Here is a 20533-nt window from a genome sequence, read left to right on the forward strand (position 1 = left end):
CAACCCTCCATCATTAACGCAAACATTGGACACAAGGCCAATTCACTGCCCGCATTCTTTCTGTAATATGGTGTCATGGATACGCCGGGACCCAAGGTCGCGATTGTGGATGACGATGAGGTTGTTCGTCGCGCGCTGCGGCGAATGATAGCTTCGCTTGCCTATTCTCCGATCGAGTTCGGGTCCGGCGAAGCGTTCCTTGCTGAACTTCCAAATACGAAGTTTGCTTGCGCTCTAATCGACATGTATATGCCCGGCCTCAACGGAATCGACATTGTAGGAAGGATGCGGTCCGAAGGACGAGACATCCCTTCTATCATCATAACAGGCGGCGATGAGCCGAAGTTGGAAGCGCGCTGCTTCAAGGCAGGAGCCGCAGGATATATGGTCAAACCGATCGAACGTGACGCCATCGGCGAAGCAATACGGACATTGCTGCAATAAAGAACTTCCACAGATCCAGAGGGATTGAGCCGAGATTTTGTCGTCGTTCTTCGCGACCGCGACATCCAGTCTAATTAATGCATGTCGTTATTCCGGAACGGTGCAGCGGTTCCGGGGATATCGACATGCATAAAAACAACAGACTAACGCGCGTCACACGAATCAAATCGGATGCGACGCGCTTTAGTGCGGGCCTAACCCGATTCCGGTCAGTAGTCCCAGAAGGCCGGCACCCAACGAAAGGCGTCGCCGTCGACCGCCACCCGGCCAACGGACGGGAACGGCAGGTGAGTGGCCACCAGTTGCTCGCCGGTCTCCGCCAGTTCCCGCAAAAGACGGACCCGAACGCGAGCCGCCTCCTCGGGGTCGTGTTCGAAGCCGTTGTACCAGTCGGGGTGTTCAAACCCGACCGCGAACACGGCGTCGCCGGCAAACATCAGCCGTTCGCTGCCGGACGCCAGGCGGACCACGCTGTGCCCGGGGGTGTGGCCGCCGGTGCGATGAACGACCACGCCCGGCGCCACCTCGTACTCCTCATCGAACAGCCGCAAATGGCTGCGGTACTCTTTCGCGAACCGCTTTGCGGCCGCCCGAAGCGCGTCCGGGAACCCCGCCGGCATGGAGACCCGGGAGAAATCGGGCGCCTCCCAGAACTTGACCTCGGCCGCCGCCACGTGGATCCGCAGGTCGGGGCGCAGCTGGTCCTTCACCCCGTCGACGAGTAGCCCGCCAATGTGGTCCATGTGCATGTGGGTCAGCACCACGTCGGTCACCGACGCGAGATCGATGCCGGCGGCCTCCAGTCGCTTGATCAGCTGCCCGGCCCGCGGCAAGTGCAAGTCCGGGTCGACCCCCAGCCCGGCGTCGAGGAGGATGGTCTGGTCGCCGCTGCGCACCACGACCACGTTCAGCGCCCAGTCGAAAGCGTCCGGCGGCAGGAACATGTCTTTCAGCCAGGCCGCTCGGGCGGCCGGATCGGCGTTGTGTCCCAGCATCGCAGTTGGCAGCGGTAACACTCCATCGCTGACCACCAGCACCTCAATCTCGCCGATCCGCACCGCGTAGCGCGACGGAACCAACTCGTCGGGCCGAGGTCTGCCAGAGTGTGCGGTGTTTTCCAGGCTCATCTTTGTCTCAAGGTTCATGTTCGTCTCCTTCTGACCGCCGCCTTAGACACGGCACCGACGACGCTACATGGAGGCGTGTTTGCGATCGATTGGGTCGAGGAATAAGGGCGAGTGGGGCCGAGGGACAGGGCGAGCTATACCACGGCATAGGTGCAGGCCTCGCTTTTTACTGCCGGCGGCGTGCTGATGAGCGCGCGGTCGATTAGATCAACGAATGCGGCAAGCCTGCTGAATGGGCTCGCCACAAATGTCATTTTTGCCATCGGCGGGCATTGAATCGGAAGGATTATTTTTCGGCCCCATCGCAAAAGAGCTGCTTCTTGTCCCGTTAAAAATGTCAGACCACAGGCGAGCTGCCACATGGCCGTAAAAAAACCCGCCGAGGCGGGTTTGTGGGAGATTTCGATATGATGCTCAGGTGGTGGAGTGTCCGAGTGGCGGCTAGCTCGGCGGCAAAATAACGAGTTGACGCCGCTTCATTTTGCGAACGACCATAAGCTTCACAACGGAAAGGACCTTTGAATGTTTGAGAAGCTTGATGCCACTGAGCTGCAGCGCCGCGAGGATGAGATTTTCTTCAAATTCATGGAACGGAAATGGGCGCTGGACGCCGTCGGCGTTCCGCCGACTCATGATAAATTGTTCTGCCTCCTCAAATGGCAGTTGGACGAAATTGAAGCGGCGAAAGCAAACTTGGAGGAGGCGACGGCCGCGGCCTGATGCGGCGAGTCCTTGCGGCATCACTGGCGAAAAATGTCAGCTTTGCGATAGATTCGCTCGAACCCGCCGAAATCATAGACAGGCGTGACGCCGGAGACGCGCTTCTCGGTTTTCGCGTAGTGCTCTTTTCCGCGGGCCAGCTTCCGGAAGGTGATGTGGTCCTTCAGGAACGCCCTGACGGACTCCTCCGAGTACGCGGTTACCGTGAGGCCGTTGCCGCTTCGGTACTGGATGGTCTCGAACACGCCAGCGCTCGCAAGGCGAATAACGGTGTCCGCCAAGGCCACCAGGCGCGTCGTCAAGAAATTCGTGGCTACGTAACCCGCAGGAGTGCCGACACCGGCGACTGCCTTGACGGCATCGACGTCCACGAGGAGATGCTCGAGCGTTGTCGACTTGCCGTCAGGCTTCGAAATGCTGAAAGGAATCTTTCCCTCCAGAATTCCATGAAGCTGGTTGACGAACGACATGAACGGAACGCAGTTTTTCAGAGGCACCATTCCCGGTGCGTCACCCGTTGTCGCCAAACTGTCGAGGCGCGCAACCAGACCTTCGATCTCTGCGCGCGAGAACAGATTTTTCAAGTCGTGATCCGACTTCTCGGTCGCCGCGGAAATGATGCCCGCATTGACGAGCTGTCGGACGACCTGAGGAGAGGCATCGAGACGTTCGCGAACGAATGCCATCGGCACGCTGTCCTTCCAGTTCGCGATGACGCCTTCCATCGTTTCAACCTCGATCGAGACCTTGATGTCACGAACCGACGTCGCGTCACCATTGAGCAGACCTGCGGCGTTTAGAAGCTTGCGCATTGTGGCAGGATGGATTCCGTACGTGGTGAAGGCACTACGCACGCTGTGGAACTTGCGAACCCCACCATGGCCGAGGAAGTTGTTCTCCGGACCCAGCGGATGGACGCTAAAGGCATGGTCGCGAACGAAGTTGACGAGGGTCCCGAACCCCGGCGGCTCCGCGTTTTCGTGCAGGAAATCGTAGAGCTCGCCGTAGAGCTTGCTTCCCACCGATTTATCGTCGGCGCCCTGATGGCGCTCGTCGAGTTTTTCAAGGAAATCTCGAAGACCGAGATATCCCTCTGAAAGCAGACCGAAGCCCGCTTTCGCCACGGCCCGGAGTTCCTCGGTTGGGCGAAGACGTAGTTCTGCTGTTCAGTGGCATGACTGGTGACATGCTGCCGCCGGGGATGAAGCGGCTGACGCGGATCGAGGACGAGAATGCGCGACTGAAGCCGTCTGGTTCCTTTCGGACAGAGGATATTCTGCTGTCAGATCAGCAGCCGGACCAAGGCATCCTCGTGTCGATCCATGTCAGACATCGCTTCTTAGGAGAACAAGGGCGGCTATCCCTGCAGACGGTCGGTATAATGGATTGGCATAGAAGCGAAGATTTCGCCCCTCTCATGCTTGTGATGAGCGCGGCAGTAAAAATGCCTGGATGCCATCCAGGGCAATCTAGTTCTGTCTCTTGGATTACCCACAATGCGGCCCCAATCTATGAAGACACCGTTGGCGAGACACAACGGGTAATACGGTTGCGTTGACAATGAAGGACTCATGTCCTTGTGGCATTTCCTCCATAGTGCCGCATTATCGCTTCGTGATAGCTCGGGCCAGTGCCTTCGCCTCTCTGCTCGCACTATAGAAGTAGCTCACCAGCCCTGGGGTCATTCCCGCAAACCAGAATCCGGCTATTCCACTGTCAGCACCGTTCTTGCCGATTAGAGGATTTCCTCGTTCATCGAGAACATCGAGGTCCGACAACATCTTCTTTAGGCCCGATGAGTATCCGGTTGCTGTAATCAAGTAGTCTGGCTCGGCCATTCCGCCATCGGCGAATAGCACCTTTCCGCCGGCAATGCGCACGACCTCGCCGACAATTTCCGTCCGACCATCCTTTAACGATTGGATCGCTCCGTCATCAACGGGAATGGCAACGTGCTCACGACGGAGCCTTGTCGCCGCACCAACGGCAGGCTCTGGCAGACCGAGCTTCCGTATGTCGCCGAATGCGAGCCGCTCCGTGATCTTGATAGCGAGATCGGAAGCCGAAGAAGGCAGCAGGTCCATCAACGGCGAGAGCCGATGAACTGCAATTCCCTTGAGCCGCTTGGGAAGGATGGCCGAACCTGAGCGCACCGACAGCCATATCTGGGCGGTTGGAACGCGGCAAAGGTGATTGACGACGTCGAACCCCGAGTTTCCGCCTCCGACTACGAGGACGCGCTTGCCACGATATTGTTTTGCATCGCCAAAAGCTGCGGCGTGCAAGCGTATCCCACTGAAAGTCTCACTGCCTTGAATGGCTGGCTCGACAGGCTCTCTATCTCTCCCAGTGGCAACGATAACGTTCGCCGCCTTGATAATGTCTCCGCTCACACTGATTTCGAAATTTCCATCAGACTGCCGTATCGAAGTGACATCCGCGCCGTAGTTTATTCTAAACGCGTGATGGCGGGCAAAATCGTCAAGATGACGTACCACGTCATCCCGCTTGGGGAAGGCGGGCGTCATCGGAGGAAATTTCAATCCAGGCAAATGCGAGACGCTGCGATGTGTGTTCAATGTGAGTTGAGGGTGGCGAGCACGCCAAGAACTTCCCAAGGCTTCGCCGCGATCCAATAGCAACGCGTTAACCCCCCGCTGCTTCAGGTGATACGCCACCGCAAGACCTGCCAGGCCCGCACCGACGATGACTGCCCGCTCGATCTGCGACAATGATTCCATGTGGCGACCATGGGCAAAGTCGGGTGTCCTGGCAACACCTACCCGAAGGCTATACAAAAGAGCGGGCTAATATTCGCTTTCCGTTAGATAACGAATCGAAAATATGAGCATGTAGTTGCTCAACCTGCCGGGGATAGACGTGCCGAACATCCGACGACTCTTCGACGAGATTATGGATCGTCGCCTGACAGCCATCCCGAACACCAGTGTTTCTGCTGATAAGAGGCTGGAACTGTGCCGCAAGCACGGAGATTTCGCGGTCGCCTACTCTACTGCCGTCCAGCGTGATCTCAAGCATTTCGGGGACGAGCAGGGCTATCTCGCGTATGCCACGAAGATGGGGCATACCTTCGTTCTTGGCGACCCCGTTGCGTGCAAACAGGATCGTGAGCGATATATCAGAGACTTCGTTTCCGCCGCTGCGAACCCATGTTTTGTGCAGATCGGCAGGGAAACGGCAACCGTCCTGGCGGAGCTCGGATACCGGGTGAACCATATGGGTGTCGATACCCACCTTTCGTTTGATACCCATAGTTTTGCTGGAAAGAAGAATGAAACGGTCCGTTATTCGGAGCGCTGGTTGATCAAACAGGGTTATGCGATCATCGAACGCGACGGGACCAGAACGCAGGCGGATCAGATCAAAGCGGTCTCGGACAACTGGCGTGCAGGACGGATAGTCAGCCGGCGGGAAATGCGCTTCCTGAACCGACCCTTCTTCCCGGAACTGTCGCCTCATATGCGCCGCTTCGTCATATTGGACCCGAAGGGCGCTCCCATTGCCCTCCTCGATTTCGATCCAATCTTTGAAGGTGGTGTCGTAGAGGGCTACACAGCGGCGTTCAAGCGCAAGCTGGCGGGGACAACGCCTCATGCGGAGGTCGGTCTCACCAAGTTCGCCGCAGACCGCTTTCGAGAGGAGGGTCACGCACGCGTGACGCTAGGCTTGTCGCCACTTGCCGCCATTGCTGAAAGCGGATTTTCAGAGAGCCGCTTCTGGCGGGCGCTTTTCGAACGAGCGTTCCGCTCTGACAGGGTCAATACGCATATCTTTAATCTTCGGGGCCAAGCGGCTTTCAAGCGGCGATTTCACGGGGAGGAGGTGCCAACTTACATCGCCTTCAAGAGGAGGACTCCGATGGAGATGGTCGCCCTGCTTCGCCTTCTAAAGACGCTCTGAAGTCCGCTCGGCGTTTCTATCACGGGCAGTTAGCCAAGTGCGACCACGGGTGGGATTGCTCTTTAACACCGATTCCAAGGAAGAAGTTCGTTGCGAGTGGGACTGTCGCGATGCTTGGCGATGATGCCTTTCAACCCATTGGAACGGGCGTTCGCCAATAATTCGTCGCCATCACCCTGGACTGCCTCGGAGAGCTGGATCGCGCGTCGACAAGGTTCCGTCCCTCGGGATGTGTAGCCAACTCGGTCTTCGACGCAGTCATGGCGTCGGCCTCCGGTCGAGCTTCTTCAGGGCGTCGACGATATTCCGATAGCGGACTGCGGGAAGTTGCGGCGGATGGCCAAGCTGCGGAATGGACTCGACGGCGTATCGGTCGGACGCCCAGGAGGCGAGGATGGACCGCTTCTCGCGCGCGTCGAGCAAGTCGCATCCGAGTATGTCTTCAGGATGCGCGAGGTGATCATGGAGGATGTGGGTCGCGGATATCACGTCGTCCAGCAGGTCGTGCGTAAACTCTCTTTCGTTTGGGGCCATTGTTCGATCTCCAGAAACCTATCGGCCGTGCGGCATTCGCGGGCAGCCCTCCGGAATGATCTGTTATCGCGATTTTTCGGTTTCAAGAAAGCGTCGACAAAATATTGTCTCTCTCGACTGCGAAGCGCCAGAAGCCTCTTGAAGCTGTCGAAAAGACAACTTCCTCGACATGGCGAGGGCTCTCGACAGAAGCGATGGTCGAACGCAATCGGAAGTTCGCGCAGTTCTCGAAAAGCATGGGGGAAGCAATCTGCGTCAACGCCGGCGAACTTGGGCGCGACGAGGCCAAGACTGCCACCACATGGTCAGCGCCAGTTCGAGACCCATCATCCGCCCGCGGTCCACCAGGGCCGCGGGAGCCGCCACCCTACGGCTCGATGCGCTTGATCGTAACCGCCCATCCGTGTGGCGACTTGTGAAAGCGCGTCTCGCGATAGCGCTCCGACTGCCGTTTCCAAGGGTAAAGCATTGCAAATTAATCCCTGGAACCTCTGGCTTTTCGGCGTGTTTTTATTCCACCCAACTGGAGAAAACACCAATGAAGAAAATCGTCATCCTTTCTGCCGGCCTGCTTCTCGCTGCATCCGGCGCATTCGCCCAGAGTGAAAAGCCGACGACGTCGCAGACGACCCCGGCGGTCAAAACCGAGCCCAATCCCGCTGCCCCGGTCGCGGGCAAGAACAGCTTCACGGAAGCGCAGGCGAAGTCCCGCATCGAAGAGGCCGGCTACGCGGACGTGGCCGGACTGAAGCTCGACGATCAGGGCATCTGGCGCGCGACGGCGTCGAAGGACGGCAAGCCGGCGAATGTCTCCCTGGACTTCCAAGGCAACGTAACGCTCGGCAAGTAAAAACAAACAACGGAGGAAATCTCAATGAGAACGATCACAGGACTTTACGATAGCTACGACGACGCGAAGGCAGCCGTGAAGGCGCTGGAAGATGCTGGCGTATCCTCGGATGACATCAGCATCGTCACCAACAAGGCGAACAGCGTCGACGTCGAAGGGCAGGGAACCCGTGCCGCTGAAGGTGCCGGGACTGGCGCTGGTGTCGGTGCCCTGGCCGGTGGGGCTGGCGGCCTTCTGACTGGTCTTGGCATGTTGGCGATCCCAGGCGTCGGCCCGGTCGTGGCGGCCGGCTGGCTTGCTGCCACGGCGGCCGGTGCCGTCGCAGGCGCGGTTGCCGGCGGCGCAGTCGGTGGCATCGTTGGTGCCATGGTGGAATCCGGCGTACCGGAAGAAGACGCCAACTTCTATGCTGAAGGCATCCGACGCGGTGGTTCGGTCGTAACCGCTCGGGTCGACGAAAGCCGGGTTGCTTCGGCCGAAGCAATCCTCAACAGTTCGCCGCGTGTCGACGTCGCAGCACGGCGGGCGAGCTACGCCGAGCAGGGCTGGACGCGTTTCGACGAAACGGCCGACCCGTATACGGAAGAGCAGATTGCCGCGGAACGCGACCGATATCGCCTGAACCGTCTGTAAGGCGCTTCGGACTCAGTTATCGGAAAGCCTCGCATAGCTGCGGGGCTTTTTGCTGACTTCTGCTGGGACCTTTTGAGACCTTTGGCGTTGTCCTCTCAAAATCGAGAGGAGAGCAAGATGTCATCGAAAGCCACCGCCGCAAAGCAGCGCGAGATCCAGCAACAGGTCGACAATGCCGACGAGAAGGCGAAGTCGAAGCCGAAGCCGTCCGGCGCTATGCAGGCAGGCGCGCGCCGCTATCCCGAACCGCCTTTTCCTGAGGTTCACCAGGCCAAGCCCGGCTCCGAAGCGGACCTTCCGCTCGCGCCCATGTACGACGCGCCTTTCTACAAGGGCTCGGAAAAGCTGAAGGACAAGGTCGCCATCATAACGGGCGGAGATTCGGGCATCGGCCGTTCGGTGGCGATCCTGTTCGCACGAGAAGGCGCCGACGTCGCGATCGTTCATCTCGACGAGGATCGGGATGCCGCGGATACCAAGGCGGCCGTCGAGAAGGAAGGCCGCAAGTGCCTTGTTATAAAAGGTGATGTCAAGGATGCGAAGTTCTGCCGGAATGCCGTCGCAAAGACAGTCAGGCACTTCTCCCGGCTCGACATCCTCGTCAACAATGCCGCCTTTCAGGTTCACTCCGCCGAAATCGAAGACCTGACCGAAGAACATTTCGACGAGACGTTGAAGACCAACCTCTATGGCTATTTCTACATGGCGAAAGCTGCGATCCCGCATTTGACGAACGGCTCGGTGATCATCAACACCGGGTCGGTCACGGGCTTGGAAGGCTCCAAGGAACTGCTCGACTATTCAATGACGAAAGGCGGCATTCATGCCTTCACCAAGGCGTTGTCCAGCCAGCTCGTACCGAAGGGGATCCGCGTCAATGCCGTCGCGCCGGGTCCGGTCTGGACGCCTCTCAATCCTTCTGACAAGCAGGCCGAGGACGTCGCGAAGTTCGGCAGCCAGACGCCGATGAAGCGGGTAGCTCAGCCCGAGGAGATTGCTCCGGCCTACGTGTTCCTCGCGTCACCCCAGATGTCGAGCTACATCACTGGCGAAATCCTGCCGATCGTCGGCGGCTACTGAGGCTGGCGCGATGCGAGGTTCAATCGCCATGCGCTCCGGGACGAAACCAAGGAGATGGCCAAAATCCAAGCTCAGGTGGCGATTGAGAGCCATGGCCATTAGCCTTGTAGTCCTGGCATTTCCGCCGCCTAGACATCGCGCGGCGATCCAATTATTGGTTTGTTCAGTCCAAAAATGGGTTCAAGATGTCGACCGTTGATTTCATGTTGTCCAAGCGTCAGCAGGCAATGTTGAGAGCGCTTATCATGCAACCAGAAAAGTGGTTTGGGACGTGAACTAGTTTCCATCGGCGGGCCCGGTGTCGGGGCCGGTCGGCGGGTGATCCAAGCATTCGATCAATCCGGCATCGTGGTGAAATCCTCGCGAGGCAATCAAATTCTCTACGCGATCAACACGCACAGCCCCATTTACGGAGAGCTGCGGTCAATCTGCGTGAAAACCCTTGGGCTGGCCGATGTCGTTGCGCGCGAACTCGCTTCTTTTGGCAACGGTATCGAACTCGCGTTTCTCTTCGGCTCGGTGGTCGTCGGCAAGGAACGAGCAGACAGTGACGTCGACCTGATGGTCGTATCCAACATGGACGTGTTTGACTTCGCAGAGGCGCTCAAGCGAATGGAAGATGTCCTGGGTCGGGCCATTGATCTCAATCTTCACATCCCTGCCGAATGGAAGGGTCTAGCCGGTGATCGCGTCGTGAACGCGATCGTAAATGGAGCGAAAATCGTTGTTATCGAGCGATGAAGCCAGTCGATGAAGCACAGCCCCCGTGTTCGTCTAAGCGGGCAAAAGCTGCCAGGGCGAGGGACTCCCATGTTGCGAAATCGACGGCGCATCGGCAATCCAAACACGGGATCGCGCTTCCTGAACAGGCTTCAATATCCTGGCGTAGTCGAGAGCTTTGCCAGTAAGTGCCGCGCGGACGGCCAATCCGATGGCTTGGCCGATTACCGGAGGGACAGCGTTCCCGATCTGTCGAGCCACCGAGTCCTTTCCGCCGGCAAACACTCACCAATCCGGGAATCCGCGCATTCTCAGCGTAAGCGACGGAAGGAACCCTTCACCAGCAAAGTCAGTCTCTTCTTGCGTAGGTGCGCAGTCGGCGACATTTGCGATCGCGATTCCCTTTCTTGCCCAACGAGCGGTCTCTTTCTCGCGCGATCCTCCCTTGCGTCCGACGACGGTAGACGCCAAGGCACCACCTAACTCGACGCCATTTCGAACGACAACTGTATTCCTTCTGGCTTCGATCAGGCCTGTACACCGTTCCATCCTTCGCAGCCATTAGATCGCCTATCGCATCACCCAGGTTGGTTCGCCATTCGGGGAAACTTGGGGGAGCTCTGAAGGAAGCCATGGCCGGTCAGCTCATTCCCACGATGAGCTTCCGGGTCCCCGCCATAGGGTTCTGCGACTGCAGCAGTGGGGGTAAGCTCGCCTTAGCGTCTCACACCAGGAACGCCTGCGCCTTCAGATGCTCGCTCCTGCAGTCGATGGAAGAGTGGGCCTCAGTTGGTCAGCTCTCTCCGCAGATCGCTCGGCATCTCTACGTCGAAATCCGGCACGAGGGACGGCGGCCATGTCAGTTGACGCGCGCTCTCTTCGGGCTGATGAATCGCGCTGGGATTCATGAGGGTCTCGTAGTCGAAGATCGTTCCCTTCAGAGCGGACCGCACGGCGAGTCCAATCGCCATCCCGATCGGCGGAGGTACCGCGTTCCCGATCTGACGTGCTGCCGAATCCTTGCCTCCGATAAACGACCAGTAGTCAGGAAATGCCTGCAGCCGGGCGGGCATCCTCAGAGTCAACGATGGAAGGAAGTCCGGTCCGGATTTGTCGGCTTGTTCCTGGGTCGGAGCCGCGTCACCTACGTTACGGATATCGATTCCCTTCTTCGCCCAGCGGCCCATCTCCTTGTCCCGCGCGCCGCCCTTGCGTCCGACCACCGTGGATGCCAGGGCACCGCGGAGTTCGACCCCGTTTCGCTTGACGATCTGAGTCCGAAGTGCCTCCGCCCATGCCGCGGCGCCCGTCCAGCCGTTCTCACTCATGAGGTCTTCCAAGGCGTCGCCCAGGTTGGTTCGCCACGCGGGGAATTTGGGCGGAGCACGAAACGCGCCCATCGCCGTGTTCTTCATGCCGACAATCAGAATACGGGTGCGCTCCTGAGGGACGCCGTAATCTTCTGCCTGCATCCGGATGATCTGAACTGCGTAGCCGGACTTGCGGAGCTTCTTCAGAAAGGAACCAAGATGGTCGGCGTGCCGCGCGTTCAAAAGGCCAGCTACGTTTTCGAAGGCAAAAGCTGCGGGCCTGATCTCGTCCACGGCCCGCGCACCTTCCGGCAGCAAGTCGCGGGGGTCGTCCTTACCGCGGCCCAGCCCTTCGATCGAGTAGGGCTGACATGGAAGACCTCCGACAAGCAAGTCGACACCGGCCGCCCGGTACTGTTTGAAATCGACCTCGCGCATGTCCGCTTCCACGACCGGCCAGAACGGCCGGTTCTTGCGAAGGGTTGCGGCGGCGTCCTTGTCGAATTCGATGAGCGCGAGTGGATGATAGCCGGCCCTTTCAAGGCCGATAGCCATGCCCCCAGCGCCGGCGCAAAGTTCAATCACCGTCAGATGCGGTCTTGGGAGCGTGGAAACAGGCTTTGGGGAAGTGGACCCGTCGACCTCCAGAGGCGGCTTCGCGCTCGTGACGCTTTGCAGGCAGTCGACCAGAGTTGTATGCACGCGACGGAATTCCGTGGTGTTGTCGAGTGCATAGCCGTGCGCACCGCCCAATTCGCCGGCAGCGACCTTGGTCAGGGCGAGATAGGCCAGGGCGACGTCGCGCGCATCGGTTCCGTTCGGAAGGGCCAGCGCATCCTCAACCGTTGCCGGCTGCGCCCCCCAGACTTCATTAAAACGCGGAAGAACATCGGTCGCCATTGATCGCGCGCTCGCCATATAATCCCTGCGGACATCGGCGGCAAGCTTCGACTGGAGGAGATCGACAGTTGTCATGATTTCGCCGACCTGCTTGTCGATCAGCTTCAAGGATTCTGACATGCGGCGCGTGGCGGCGGCCTTCGTGTGGCGCAGCCCGATCTTCGACTGCAGTTCGGTGCACGAGAGCTTTTGACGCTTGGATTCGGCGCGGATCGCCGCGACGTCTTTCGTTCCGATCGAAGCTCCAGCTTCCATCCGCGACAAGGCCTCGATGCGCGTCTCTTCATCGGTGCGGGCGAGCGAACGAAGGAGTGCAAAACCGACGCGCTTTTCACGGAGTAGGTCTCCGTGGCCCTTGAGGCAGATGGAGGCCTTAACGAATGCGGACGCGTCCGTCAGGTCGAGTTCGCATGCCGCGTGGAGAAAATGGACCGTCTCCTTCGAATTCAGATGCTCTCCAACCGCCTCTACCTGGGCCGTAATTTTCATCAGGCGATCCGCAATCTGCTCCTGAAGTTGCCGAATCTTGTCTCGCGCCTGCGCGACCGCTTCATGTTTCAAAAGTTCTTGCGCCGACCGCGACCGCTTCATCGCATGCTTCCCATATTAGGCTGCGCAGCAAATTCTGCGTCAGTTGTCGCAATACGGGACAGATATTGAAGCTCGAAAAAGAGATTTCATAAAATGCGGTGCATCACTCAAATGGACGCCGATAGCGCAACCTCCCGGCAGCGGGTAGGGCGGGCCGTGCGGCCTTCGGGGGTCAGCGTGTCGCCACGATGAAGATACGGAGGAATGGAAGCAGTATCGTCCCGTCGCCTTCAGCCGGGTAGTGCTGGCGGAGACGCTCCCTGTACTCCCGCAGAAATTCGGAGTGCTCGCTGGCAGGGAGGCACTTCAGGTAGGGCAGTCCGGTGCTCTGGCACCGTCCATTGGTGAAAGCTGGGAAGAGGCAGTCGCGTTTATAGACGGGAATTGTTCAATGGTTCCATCGCGAAGACCCTGCCGCTTCGAACCGGTCGATGCCTTGAATGAGTCGCAGACTTTTCCGGTGAAGCGTTCTATGGCGCCGTGCCGCCGAAGTCTCTTATGCGCGGGCACTTGTGGTCGAATGTCCTATCGATCGTGCTCGGCATCGAGTTCATTCAGTCCCGAGGACGGCTTAACAACCTTTATTCGTGCTGCGTCGCGGACTATCGTGACCGAAGACCAAGGAGGTGTTCATGACCGTCGACGTGGATGACGCAATGGCGCAAGCAACGGGTGACGTCCCGCTTCAAGGGCAGCACCTGTCCTCGGCTCCGTTGTTGGAGGGCTGGGTGCCCGCCGAGGGTCACACCTGGATGCACGGATGGTTCTTCGACCACCCGGAGATCGAGGACGGCACGCATGGCCATACGGCTCCCATCCTAGAAATGGATCGCAGCACGCCGCCACTCTGGGTCTTGACAGAGAGTCGCGTGTATCGCCTCGGACGCTTTTACCCTCCGGCGGAACGCGAGGTTCGGTACTGGGCTCAGAAGCACTCCGGCCAACCTGTCGCTCGCGGCAGCGCCCCCGGTGGAAGCGACGACATCGACGCCATGTTGGCGTTTCTGCGTTCAACCGGCCGTATTCGCGGATCCAAGATCGATCGCCTGGAGCACGCCTACCGAACGGAGCGAATCCGCCTATCTTCTCGCGGGTCGGCTTCGCAATGAAATCAGTCAAGGCAGATCCTTCAGGATAAGCAGACGATTTCCAGGCGTGAAGGATAGGATCTTGTCTTGTTCGAGGGCATTCAGGACGGCCATAATTTCGTCCTGACGGAACCCGGCAACGTGCATTGGTGCAGTTAGGTCGGACAGGTTGATCGACACCTCAGGCGCTGCCTTGAGGGCGCGGAGGCGCGCGATGACGGCGGTCTCGGTTTCTGCAAATCTACCCATGCGGCCTATTAACGCTATGATGGTTGGCGTGTCCCGATCGAAATGCCAGGCGCTCGCTATACCCGGTGCAGCGGGAGGCATCCCTGGGCTCGGCCGCCGCCGTCCCGCGCGGCGTGCTTCTTCGCGTCGCTGGCGAGCCAGCTCTAGGTTCGCAAAGTCCACATAAAGTCTGCCACCTTATGGTTTATCGGCAACTTCCCGCACACGCGCTGCTGGACCTACTTCCTCTTTTATTGCATCTAAAGGTTAGTAAGGGAGCAGGAAACATGGATGACATTGCAGGCGTCGCGCCCGATCAGAGCGAAACCTCGGTTTTTCAAAGCAACCTGTCGGTCGAGGCGAAGATCGAAAGGGCCAGAACTGAATTTCTTGATCTCTCCGCGCGGAATCGGCTCCTGAACGTCCCCCGCTTCTCGAAGAGCGCCAAGACCATCGATGTAGTCGAGGAGAAGTCGTCCGAGGTCTTCAGGATACTTGTCTCCGAAGCGAAGACTATGACGTTCCTGGCGGGAGCGAAGGGGCGCGACAACAAAGATGGCGACGATGCTGAGGAGCTGATCGAGCTTGCCCTGCCAGACGATGACGATCGGGATTCGCAAGGCCGTCTTGTCCGTCATGGCGATTCCAAGCTTCAGACTCGGATTACGCCGAACGCGCTGCAGAAGCGTCTGCTGGACCTCTACTTTGACGCCCGGACGCTCGAGGAGGAGCAGGGGGTCAACATCCTTTTCCTGGGACTCGGCACTCTGAAATGGATCGACCCGAACAACACCGAAAACATTAGATACGCGCCGCTTATCCTCGTTCCCGTGTCGTTGGAGCGCGGTAGCGCCGCCGAGCGCTTTCGCCTCCGTGCGCGACAAGAAGATTTCGCATCGAATCTTTCACTGGAAGCTTTCCTTGACCGCATCCACAAGATTTCGATGCCGGCCTTCGAAGCGACCGACGAGTTCTTGTTCGACGATTACGCTGCCAAGATCGCCGAGGCCGTTTCCATGAAGCCGAACTGGTCGGTGCAGCCCGACGACATCGTCCTCGGATTCTTCAGCTTCGCGAAGTTTCTAATGTATCGGGACCTGGATCCGGCACTGTGGCCGAAGGATTCGAAGTTTACCGACCGACCTCTTGTGACAGGACTCGTCTCAAACGGTTTCGAGCAGACCGATGAGATGCTGGCGGAAGAGGCCAACATCGACGCTCATATCTCGCCTGCGGAAATGACCCATATCGTCGACGCCGACAGTTCCCAGACGGCTGCGATCCACGAAGTCCGACGCGGCCGCGATCTCGTCATTCAGGGGCCGCCTGGAACAGGCAAGTCGCAGACGATCGCGAACATCATCGCTTCCGCCGTCGCCGACGGGAAGACGGTCCTCTTCGTAGCCGAGAAGATGGCCGCTCTGGAAGTCGTCAAAAGACGCCTCGATCAGGCCGGCGTCGGCGACGCCTGTCTCGAATTGCACAGCAACAAGGCGAACAAGCGGGGGCTTCTAGCCGAGTTGCAACACATCTGGGAGCTGGGCGCGCCGAAGGGGGAGTCCGGTAGTGCGGTCACGCAGCGTCTTACCGACGCCCGTGACCAGTTGAATGCACATGCGGTTAGAATCCATCGGATCTATGAACCATATTCGCTCTCACCGTTCCAGGTGATGGGCCACCTCGCACGACTGCGCCGACAAGGCATGACGCCGTCCGACATCGAGCTGCCCGCAGCCGCGCAATGGACTCCTGAAGCTCGGGATCGGGCGAAGTCCATCCTCGTGGAACTGGCCGAACGCATCAGGGACATCGGCCTTCCCAGACGCCATCCCTGGTACGGCGTCGGTCTGACCGGCATCACGCCCCTGGACCTTGAGAGACTTACGACACGACTTACGTCAACACATGCGGAGCTGGTCGAACTACGCTCGAGTATGGATTCGATCGCAGGCGTTCTCGAACGCGTACCTCCAGCATCGCTAGACGCCTTCTCGGAGCTGGCGGCGATCGCCGATCGCGTAGCGTCCTGCCCGCCGGCGATCGCTGCAACAGCGATGGCCGATGAAATCTGGTCAACGGAGCTGGAACGGGTCCGCGGCCTCGTCGCCGGCGGCGCCGAATTCTCCAGGCAGGCTTCCGAAGTGGCGAAGGTGCTGACGTCGGCCGCGTGGGACTTCGAGCCTGAATCCGTTTCGCTTCAATTCGGCCGGCTCCCGGCAACGCTCCCCCAGAGCGGCTTCGAGACAATTGGTAAACTCGCACAGGTACTACCTCGATTCCTGTCCGCGGCGAACGCTCTGCGTACGCTGCTTGCAGTCGAAGCGCTGCCAACGCTGGGGTCGATCGACCGCCTGATCGTCATCGGTCAGAGGGTCGCGGAGGCCCCCGATGCCAGCCCGGACGCCTTCGTAGCTGCCATATGGGAGCGCGGACTGGACCAGGCGTCCGATCTTGCAGAAGCAGTTTCGGAATTCAGACGCGTCCGTAGGGAACTCGACGGCAAGATTTCGGATCAGGCCTGGGAAACCGATCTTTCGCAGGTCCGCACGGCGGTCGCCGTACATGGGAAACGGTTCTTCAGATTCCTGAGTGGGGATTGGCGGAAGGCGAAGGCGCTGCTGAAGACGGTGATGCCCGCGGAATACTCACCGGTCGAGACAGTCAGGCTCGTCGATCTCCTTCAGAAGGGAAAGACGGCGAGGGCGGTGGTCAAGGATGGCGATGGCCTCGGTCGCTCCGCATTCGGCGCCGACTGGCGCGGAGAGAAGTCAGATCCTAAACCTCTCGAGAACCTGGTCCTGTGGATGCGGAGCCTTCGCGGCGTCGGAACGGAAGCGAGACTGATTGCGGGCAGGCTGTCGGACAAGCGCGCCGTCGGAGCAAGAGGCGAACAGGTCAGAGTTCTGTACGAGGAAACGAGAAGGCTGATGTCGGATCTCTGGTCAGACCTTGGCGACGTCGCCTCGAACATGTTTTCGGATGCAGCGGGACCGGAGAGCGTCCCTCTGCCTCAAGCCACGCAGTTCGCTCGCGAAATTTCCGACGCCGACGCGGCCTTCCTGCCGCTGGCTCTCAACATTCCAACTGCGAATGCAGAGCGTCTCGCAATCCTCAAGTTGCTGACATTCGCCCGAGTTCTGAAATCAAAGATCGAGAGTCTCGATTCCATGGGCAGGTCAGCTTTCGGCGCTTTATGGAACGGTCCCAGTTCGGACTGGGGCGAACTGTCCAACATAGCCGAGTGGATCTCTGGCAATGCCGATATCCGCATGCTGGCATCACGTGTCTCCGACCGCCCCGCCATCGCCGCACGTGCCCGCGAAGCGTTGGCGAAGTCCGAAGTTCTGATCCATGATCTCGAAGCCTTGATCGCATTCCTCAAGGCGGATCCCTCCGTCGTGTTTGGAAACGCCCAGCTCCCGGCAGCCCAGCTCGACGTCGTCGGTCGAAAGCTGATGAAGTGGATCGAAACCGAGGAGCAGTTGTCGAAGTGGGCAGCTTTCCGCGGTCGCGCGGAAGACGCGAACGGCGCCGGGGTCGGCCTGGTCGTCGAAAGACTCGAAGATGGTCGTGTTCAGCCTGAAGCTGTCGTGCCCTATGTCGAAATGGCGATCTACGAGGCCATCCTTCGACACCAGCAGGGAAAAGACCCGGAACTCGCCCGGTTCGATGGAGAGGTTCACGGACGGCTGGTCAACGAGTTCGCGGCGTTGGATCGAAGCCGCATGGCCCTGTCTCGCCTCGACGTCGTCCGGGCGCATCACAGGCGAATCCCGCAGATCAGCGGTCTCGGACCGGTCGGAATCCTTAGAGGTGAAATGGCACGGCGTCGCGGGCATATGCCGATCCGGCAGCTTATGCAGCGTGCCTCGCCAGCGATCCAGGCGTTGAAGCCTGTCTTCATGATGAGTCCTCTCTCGATCGCACAGTTCCTGCCGCCGGGCGTGCTCGAATTCGACCTTCTCGTCATGGACGAAGCCAGCCAGATTCAGCCGGTCGACGCACTAGGAGCGGTAGCCCGCGCAAAGCAGGTTGTGGTGGTTGGTGACGAACGGCAATTGCCGCCGACGCGGTTCTTCTCGAAGATGACGTCAAGCTCCGGGGACGAGGACGACGATGGCCAGGATGGCGCGCAGGTTTCAGACATCGAAAGCATCCTCGGATTGTTTTCGGCTCGAGGACTGCCGGAAAAGATGTTGCGCTGGCACTACCGCAGCCGGCATCAGTCCTTGATTGCCGTCTCCAACAGCCAGTTCTACGACAGCAAGCTGTATATCGTTCCCAGTCCCTACACCGCGGAAGCAGGGATGGGTCTCAGGTTCCACCACGTGCCCGGCGGCGTCTTCGAGGATGGTATCAACAGGGTCGAGGCGAAGGTGGTCGCGGGGGCTATTATCCAGCATGCGCTTCATTCGCCGGATTTGTCTCTGGGCGTAGCCGCGTTTTCGATAAAGCAGCGCCGGGAGATCCAAGACCAGTTGGAACTTCTGCGGCGGCTCAATCCGCAGACGGAGGAGTTCTTCCATTCCCATCCAAGCGAGCCGTTCTTCATCAAGAACCTCGAAAACGTCCAGGGCGACGAACGCGACGTCATCCTGATTTCGGTCGCCTATGCGAAGAACGCCCAAGGATTCATGGGCATGCGTTTCGGGCCTCTGGGGTCAGAAGGCGGCGAGCGTCGCCTCAACGTGCTGATCAGCCGCGCCAAGAGACGATGCGACGTCTACGCATCGATCACGGACGAGGACATCGACCTCGAGCGAGGCAAAGGGAAGGGCGTCTTCGCGTTCAAACTCTTCTTGCACTACGCCCGCACGGGGCGCCTATCGATGACGCAGCGCACCGATCGCTCCATGGACAGCGTGTTCGAAGAACAGGTCATGGCAGCCCTTCAGGAGAGAGGCTACCAGGTTCATCCGCAGGTCGGCATCGCCGGATTCTTCATCGATCTTGCCGTTGCCGACGAGCAGGTTCCCGGCAAGTACATCCTCGGCATCGAATGCGACGGCGCTGCCTACCATGACTCGCGGTCGGCGAGAGACCGGGATCGTCTTCGCCAGGCGGTTCTCGAGGATCACGGATGGACCATTTATCGGATCTGGAGCGCCGACTGGTTCCAGCGCCCCAAGGCCGAGCTCGAGCGCCTCGTCACGGCCATCGAACGCGCGAAGGCGGACGCCGCATCCGTTGCCGTGAGCAACCGTGCGAAACGGGCAGTCCCCGTCGAAGTCGTAACGATCGAGCGCGCCGACGTCACGGAGATTGGCCTTCAGCAGGCCTCGTTCGAAAGCTCGACCCCAATGTACGAGGAGGCGACACTTTCGCCACAGCGAAAGACGGAACTCCATGAGGCGCCAATCAGCATCCTGTCGGAACTGGTGAAGAATACCGTCGAAGTCGAGGGCCCCGTTCATATGGACGAGGTGATCACACGTGTTCGAAGCGCATGGGGTCTGCAGCAGGCTGGTAATAGGACCAGAAGTCATGTCGGGCATGCGATCGACGTTACGGTTGGTGGGGCCCACGTTTATCGCTCGGGCGAGTTCCTGTTATGGCCGGGGGCGGAAATTCGCCTACGTGATCGCAGCCTCGTATCGTCGTCTGGCCTCCGTCGGATCGAAATGATCCCGCCTATGGAGATCGATCAAGGTCTAGTCTCGGTGGTCGGGACAGGCCTGGGTGCGACCGAGGACGAAGCGGTCAACGCGATCGCGCGCGGTTTAGGATTCAAGTCCACAAGCAGCCAGTTGCGTGAGTTGATCGTTTCCAGAATCGAGGTTTTGAAGGCGTCGGGCAAACTGCGCATCCGCGATGGAATGCTAGCCGGCGGCGAGGCGGTTCTGGGGTGAGAAGGGCGGGAGGAGGTGAGCCGACATGCAGTGTGCGTCGATGCTTGCGAGCGTTATGGATCCTTCTTGCGACGGTGTCGCTGGCAGCCGACCCTGCTGGAGCCACGAACACGCCTTGCAGCGGAAGCAAGGGCGGTGTTGCGGGCTGCCGTGGCGACACATTCATCTGCAATGATGGCTCCGTAAGCGCCAGCAAGAAATCTTGTACGGAATCCCGGAGCTGCTGCTGGCCTTCTAGGCGGATCTTCGCCCCAGATGTCGCCCGCCATGGCCGGGGAGTGCTCCTGCCGGTCCGGCGCGTATTGCACGGGTCCGCGCGGAGGAAGGTACTGCATGACCGACGCCGGAACGAAAAGCTACTTGCGGAGATAGCCGCGCGGCCCATCGTCAAAACCCATAACGACCTGGGGAGTTCCCGGAGCGGAGGCGACCGCGAACAAAAAAAGCCCCGCGTGCTGAACTGACCCCCGAAAGTTGGACACCCAACTTCGGGGGTCAGTTCAGCACGCGGGGCTAGTTTAGAGTGCATTGAAAGCTG

Annotated in this window: 16 protein-coding genes; 10 read left to right on the forward strand and 6 right to left on the reverse strand. The window is 59.4% G+C overall.

The genetic code is table 11. The annotated features are described in order from the left end of the window. The first annotated feature begins 75 nt into the window (after positions 1-75). On the forward strand, positions 76-444 hold the full coding sequence (locus tag HJB89_RS18195; protein ID WP_207584140.1) for a response regulator transcription factor: 369 nt from the start codon (positions 76-78) through the stop codon (positions 442-444). Between the two features lie 209 nt (positions 445-653). Here HJB89_RS18195 and HJB89_RS18200 read toward each other — a convergent pair whose 3' ends face one another. After that, positions 654-1589 (reverse strand): MBL fold metallo-hydrolase, encoded by a 936-nt coding sequence (locus HJB89_RS18200; RefSeq protein WP_207584141.1) that lies wholly within the window; start codon positions 1587-1589, stop codon positions 654-656. A 504-nt stretch (positions 1590-2093) separates the two neighbouring features. On the opposite strand from HJB89_RS18200, the gene HJB89_RS18205 reads away from it, so the two are divergent. Next, entirely contained in the window at positions 2094-2291 is a 198-nt protein-coding gene (locus HJB89_RS18205; RefSeq protein WP_221117248.1) for a hypothetical protein, read from the forward strand. A gap of 20 nt (positions 2292-2311) precedes the next feature. On the opposite strand, the gene HJB89_RS18210 is transcribed toward HJB89_RS18205, so the two are convergent. Continuing rightward, entirely contained in the window at positions 2312-3415 is a 1104-nt protein-coding gene (locus HJB89_RS18210; RefSeq protein ID WP_221132280.1) for a hypothetical protein, read from the reverse strand. A gap of 17 nt (positions 3416-3432) precedes the next feature. Between HJB89_RS18210 and HJB89_RS33275 the strand changes: the two genes are divergently transcribed. Continuing rightward, entirely contained in the window at positions 3433-3849 is a 417-nt protein-coding gene (locus tag HJB89_RS33275) for a hypothetical protein (protein WP_259672064.1), read from the forward strand. A 46-nt stretch (positions 3850-3895) separates the two neighbouring features. Here the strand turns inward: HJB89_RS33275 and HJB89_RS18220 are convergent, their stop codons facing one another. Further along, positions 3896-5032 (reverse strand): NAD(P)/FAD-dependent oxidoreductase, encoded by a 1137-nt coding sequence (locus HJB89_RS18220; RefSeq protein WP_221117973.1) that lies wholly within the window; start codon positions 5030-5032, stop codon positions 3896-3898. Between the two features lie 139 nt (positions 5033-5171). Between HJB89_RS18220 and HJB89_RS18225 the strand changes: the two genes are divergently transcribed. Further along, positions 5172-6212: a phosphatidylglycerol lysyltransferase domain-containing protein gene (locus HJB89_RS18225; protein WP_221150341.1), complete on the forward strand. Its 1041-nt coding sequence runs from the start codon at positions 5172-5174 to the stop codon at positions 6210-6212. A 258-nt stretch (positions 6213-6470) separates the two neighbouring features. On the opposite strand, the gene HJB89_RS18230 is transcribed toward HJB89_RS18225, so the two are convergent. Continuing rightward, positions 6471-6746, reverse strand: a complete 276-nt coding sequence (locus HJB89_RS18230; protein ID WP_221150315.1) for a hypothetical protein — start codon at positions 6744-6746, stop codon at positions 6471-6473. Between the two features lie 538 nt (positions 6747-7284). Between HJB89_RS18230 and HJB89_RS18235 the strand changes: the two genes are divergently transcribed. From HJB89_RS18235 to HJB89_RS18250, 4 genes are all read left to right on the forward strand, one after another. Further along, complete coding sequence (locus HJB89_RS18235; RefSeq protein WP_221150317.1) at positions 7285-7596, forward strand: PepSY domain-containing protein; 312 nt, start codon at positions 7285-7287, stop codon at positions 7594-7596. Between the two features lie 24 nt (positions 7597-7620). After that, positions 7621-8229, forward strand: a complete 609-nt coding sequence (locus HJB89_RS18240) for a general stress protein (protein ID WP_221150319.1) — start codon at positions 7621-7623, stop codon at positions 8227-8229. Between the two features lie 117 nt (positions 8230-8346). Then, positions 8347-9309 (forward strand): SDR family oxidoreductase, encoded by a 963-nt coding sequence (locus tag HJB89_RS18245; RefSeq protein WP_221150320.1) that lies wholly within the window; start codon positions 8347-8349, stop codon positions 9307-9309. A gap of 264 nt (positions 9310-9573) precedes the next feature. Beyond that, entirely contained in the window at positions 9574-10050 is a 477-nt protein-coding gene (locus HJB89_RS18250; RefSeq protein ID WP_259672065.1) for a nucleotidyltransferase domain-containing protein, read from the forward strand. Positions 10051-10814: 764 nt separating this feature from the next. On the opposite strand, the gene HJB89_RS18255 is transcribed toward HJB89_RS18250, so the two are convergent. Beyond that, complete coding sequence (locus HJB89_RS18255; protein ID WP_259672066.1) at positions 10815-12830, reverse strand: DNA cytosine methyltransferase; 2016 nt, start codon at positions 12828-12830, stop codon at positions 10815-10817. A gap of 632 nt (positions 12831-13462) precedes the next feature. Here HJB89_RS18255 and HJB89_RS18260 point away from each other — a divergent pair. Beyond that, positions 13463-13939 (forward strand): hypothetical protein, encoded by a 477-nt coding sequence (locus tag HJB89_RS18260; protein ID WP_221150322.1) that lies wholly within the window; start codon positions 13463-13465, stop codon positions 13937-13939. Between the two features lie 6 nt (positions 13940-13945). Here the strand turns inward: HJB89_RS18260 and HJB89_RS18265 are convergent, their stop codons facing one another. Further along, positions 13946-14248 carry a hypothetical protein gene (locus tag HJB89_RS18265; RefSeq protein ID WP_259672067.1) on the reverse strand — a complete coding sequence of 101 codons (303 nt, stop codon included), beginning with the start codon at positions 14246-14248 and terminating at the stop codon, positions 13946-13948. Between the two features lie 185 nt (positions 14249-14433). Here HJB89_RS18265 and HJB89_RS18270 point away from each other — a divergent pair, with 185 nt between their 5' ends. Next, on the forward strand, positions 14434-19995 hold the full coding sequence (locus HJB89_RS18270; RefSeq protein WP_221150345.1) for a DUF3320 domain-containing protein: 5562 nt from the start codon (positions 14434-14436) through the stop codon (positions 19993-19995). Positions 19996-20533: the final 538 nt, after the last annotated feature.

This window comes from Rhizobium sp. NZLR8, from assembly GCF_019685025.1.
Lineage (GTDB): Bacteria > Pseudomonadota > Alphaproteobacteria > Rhizobiales > Rhizobiaceae > Rhizobium.

Coding starts and splice junctions, on each gene's coding strand:
- HJB89_RS18195 (WP_207584140.1), top strand. CDS start 76: ATGGATACGCCGGGACCCAAGGTCGCGATTGTGGATGACGATGAGGTT.
- HJB89_RS18200 (WP_207584141.1), bottom strand. CDS start 1,589: ATGAACCTTGAGACAAAGATGAGCCTGGAAAACACCGCACACTCTGGC.
- HJB89_RS18205 (WP_221117248.1), top strand. CDS start 2,094: ATGTTTGAGAAGCTTGATGCCACTGAGCTGCAGCGCCGCGAGGATGAG.
- HJB89_RS18220 (WP_221117973.1), bottom strand. CDS start 5,032: ATGGAATCATTGTCGCAGATCGAGCGGGCAGTCATCGTCGGTGCGGGC.
- HJB89_RS18230 (WP_221150315.1), bottom strand. CDS start 6,746: ATGGCCCCAAACGAAAGAGAGTTTACGCACGACCTGCTGGACGACGTG.
- HJB89_RS18235 (WP_221150317.1), top strand. CDS start 7,285: ATGAAGAAAATCGTCATCCTTTCTGCCGGCCTGCTTCTCGCTGCATCC.
- HJB89_RS18240 (WP_221150319.1), top strand. CDS start 7,621: ATGAGAACGATCACAGGACTTTACGATAGCTACGACGACGCGAAGGCA.
- HJB89_RS18245 (WP_221150320.1), top strand. CDS start 8,347: ATGTCATCGAAAGCCACCGCCGCAAAGCAGCGCGAGATCCAGCAACAG.
- HJB89_RS18255 (WP_259672066.1), bottom strand. CDS start 12,830: ATGAAGCGGTCGCGGTCGGCGCAAGAACTTTTGAAACATGAAGCGGTC.
- HJB89_RS18260 (WP_221150322.1), top strand. CDS start 13,463: ATGACCGTCGACGTGGATGACGCAATGGCGCAAGCAACGGGTGACGTC.
- HJB89_RS18265 (WP_259672067.1), bottom strand. CDS start 14,248: ATGCCTCCCGCTGCACCGGGTATAGCGAGCGCCTGGCATTTCGATCGG.
- HJB89_RS18270 (WP_221150345.1), top strand. CDS start 14,434: ATGGATGACATTGCAGGCGTCGCGCCCGATCAGAGCGAAACCTCGGTT.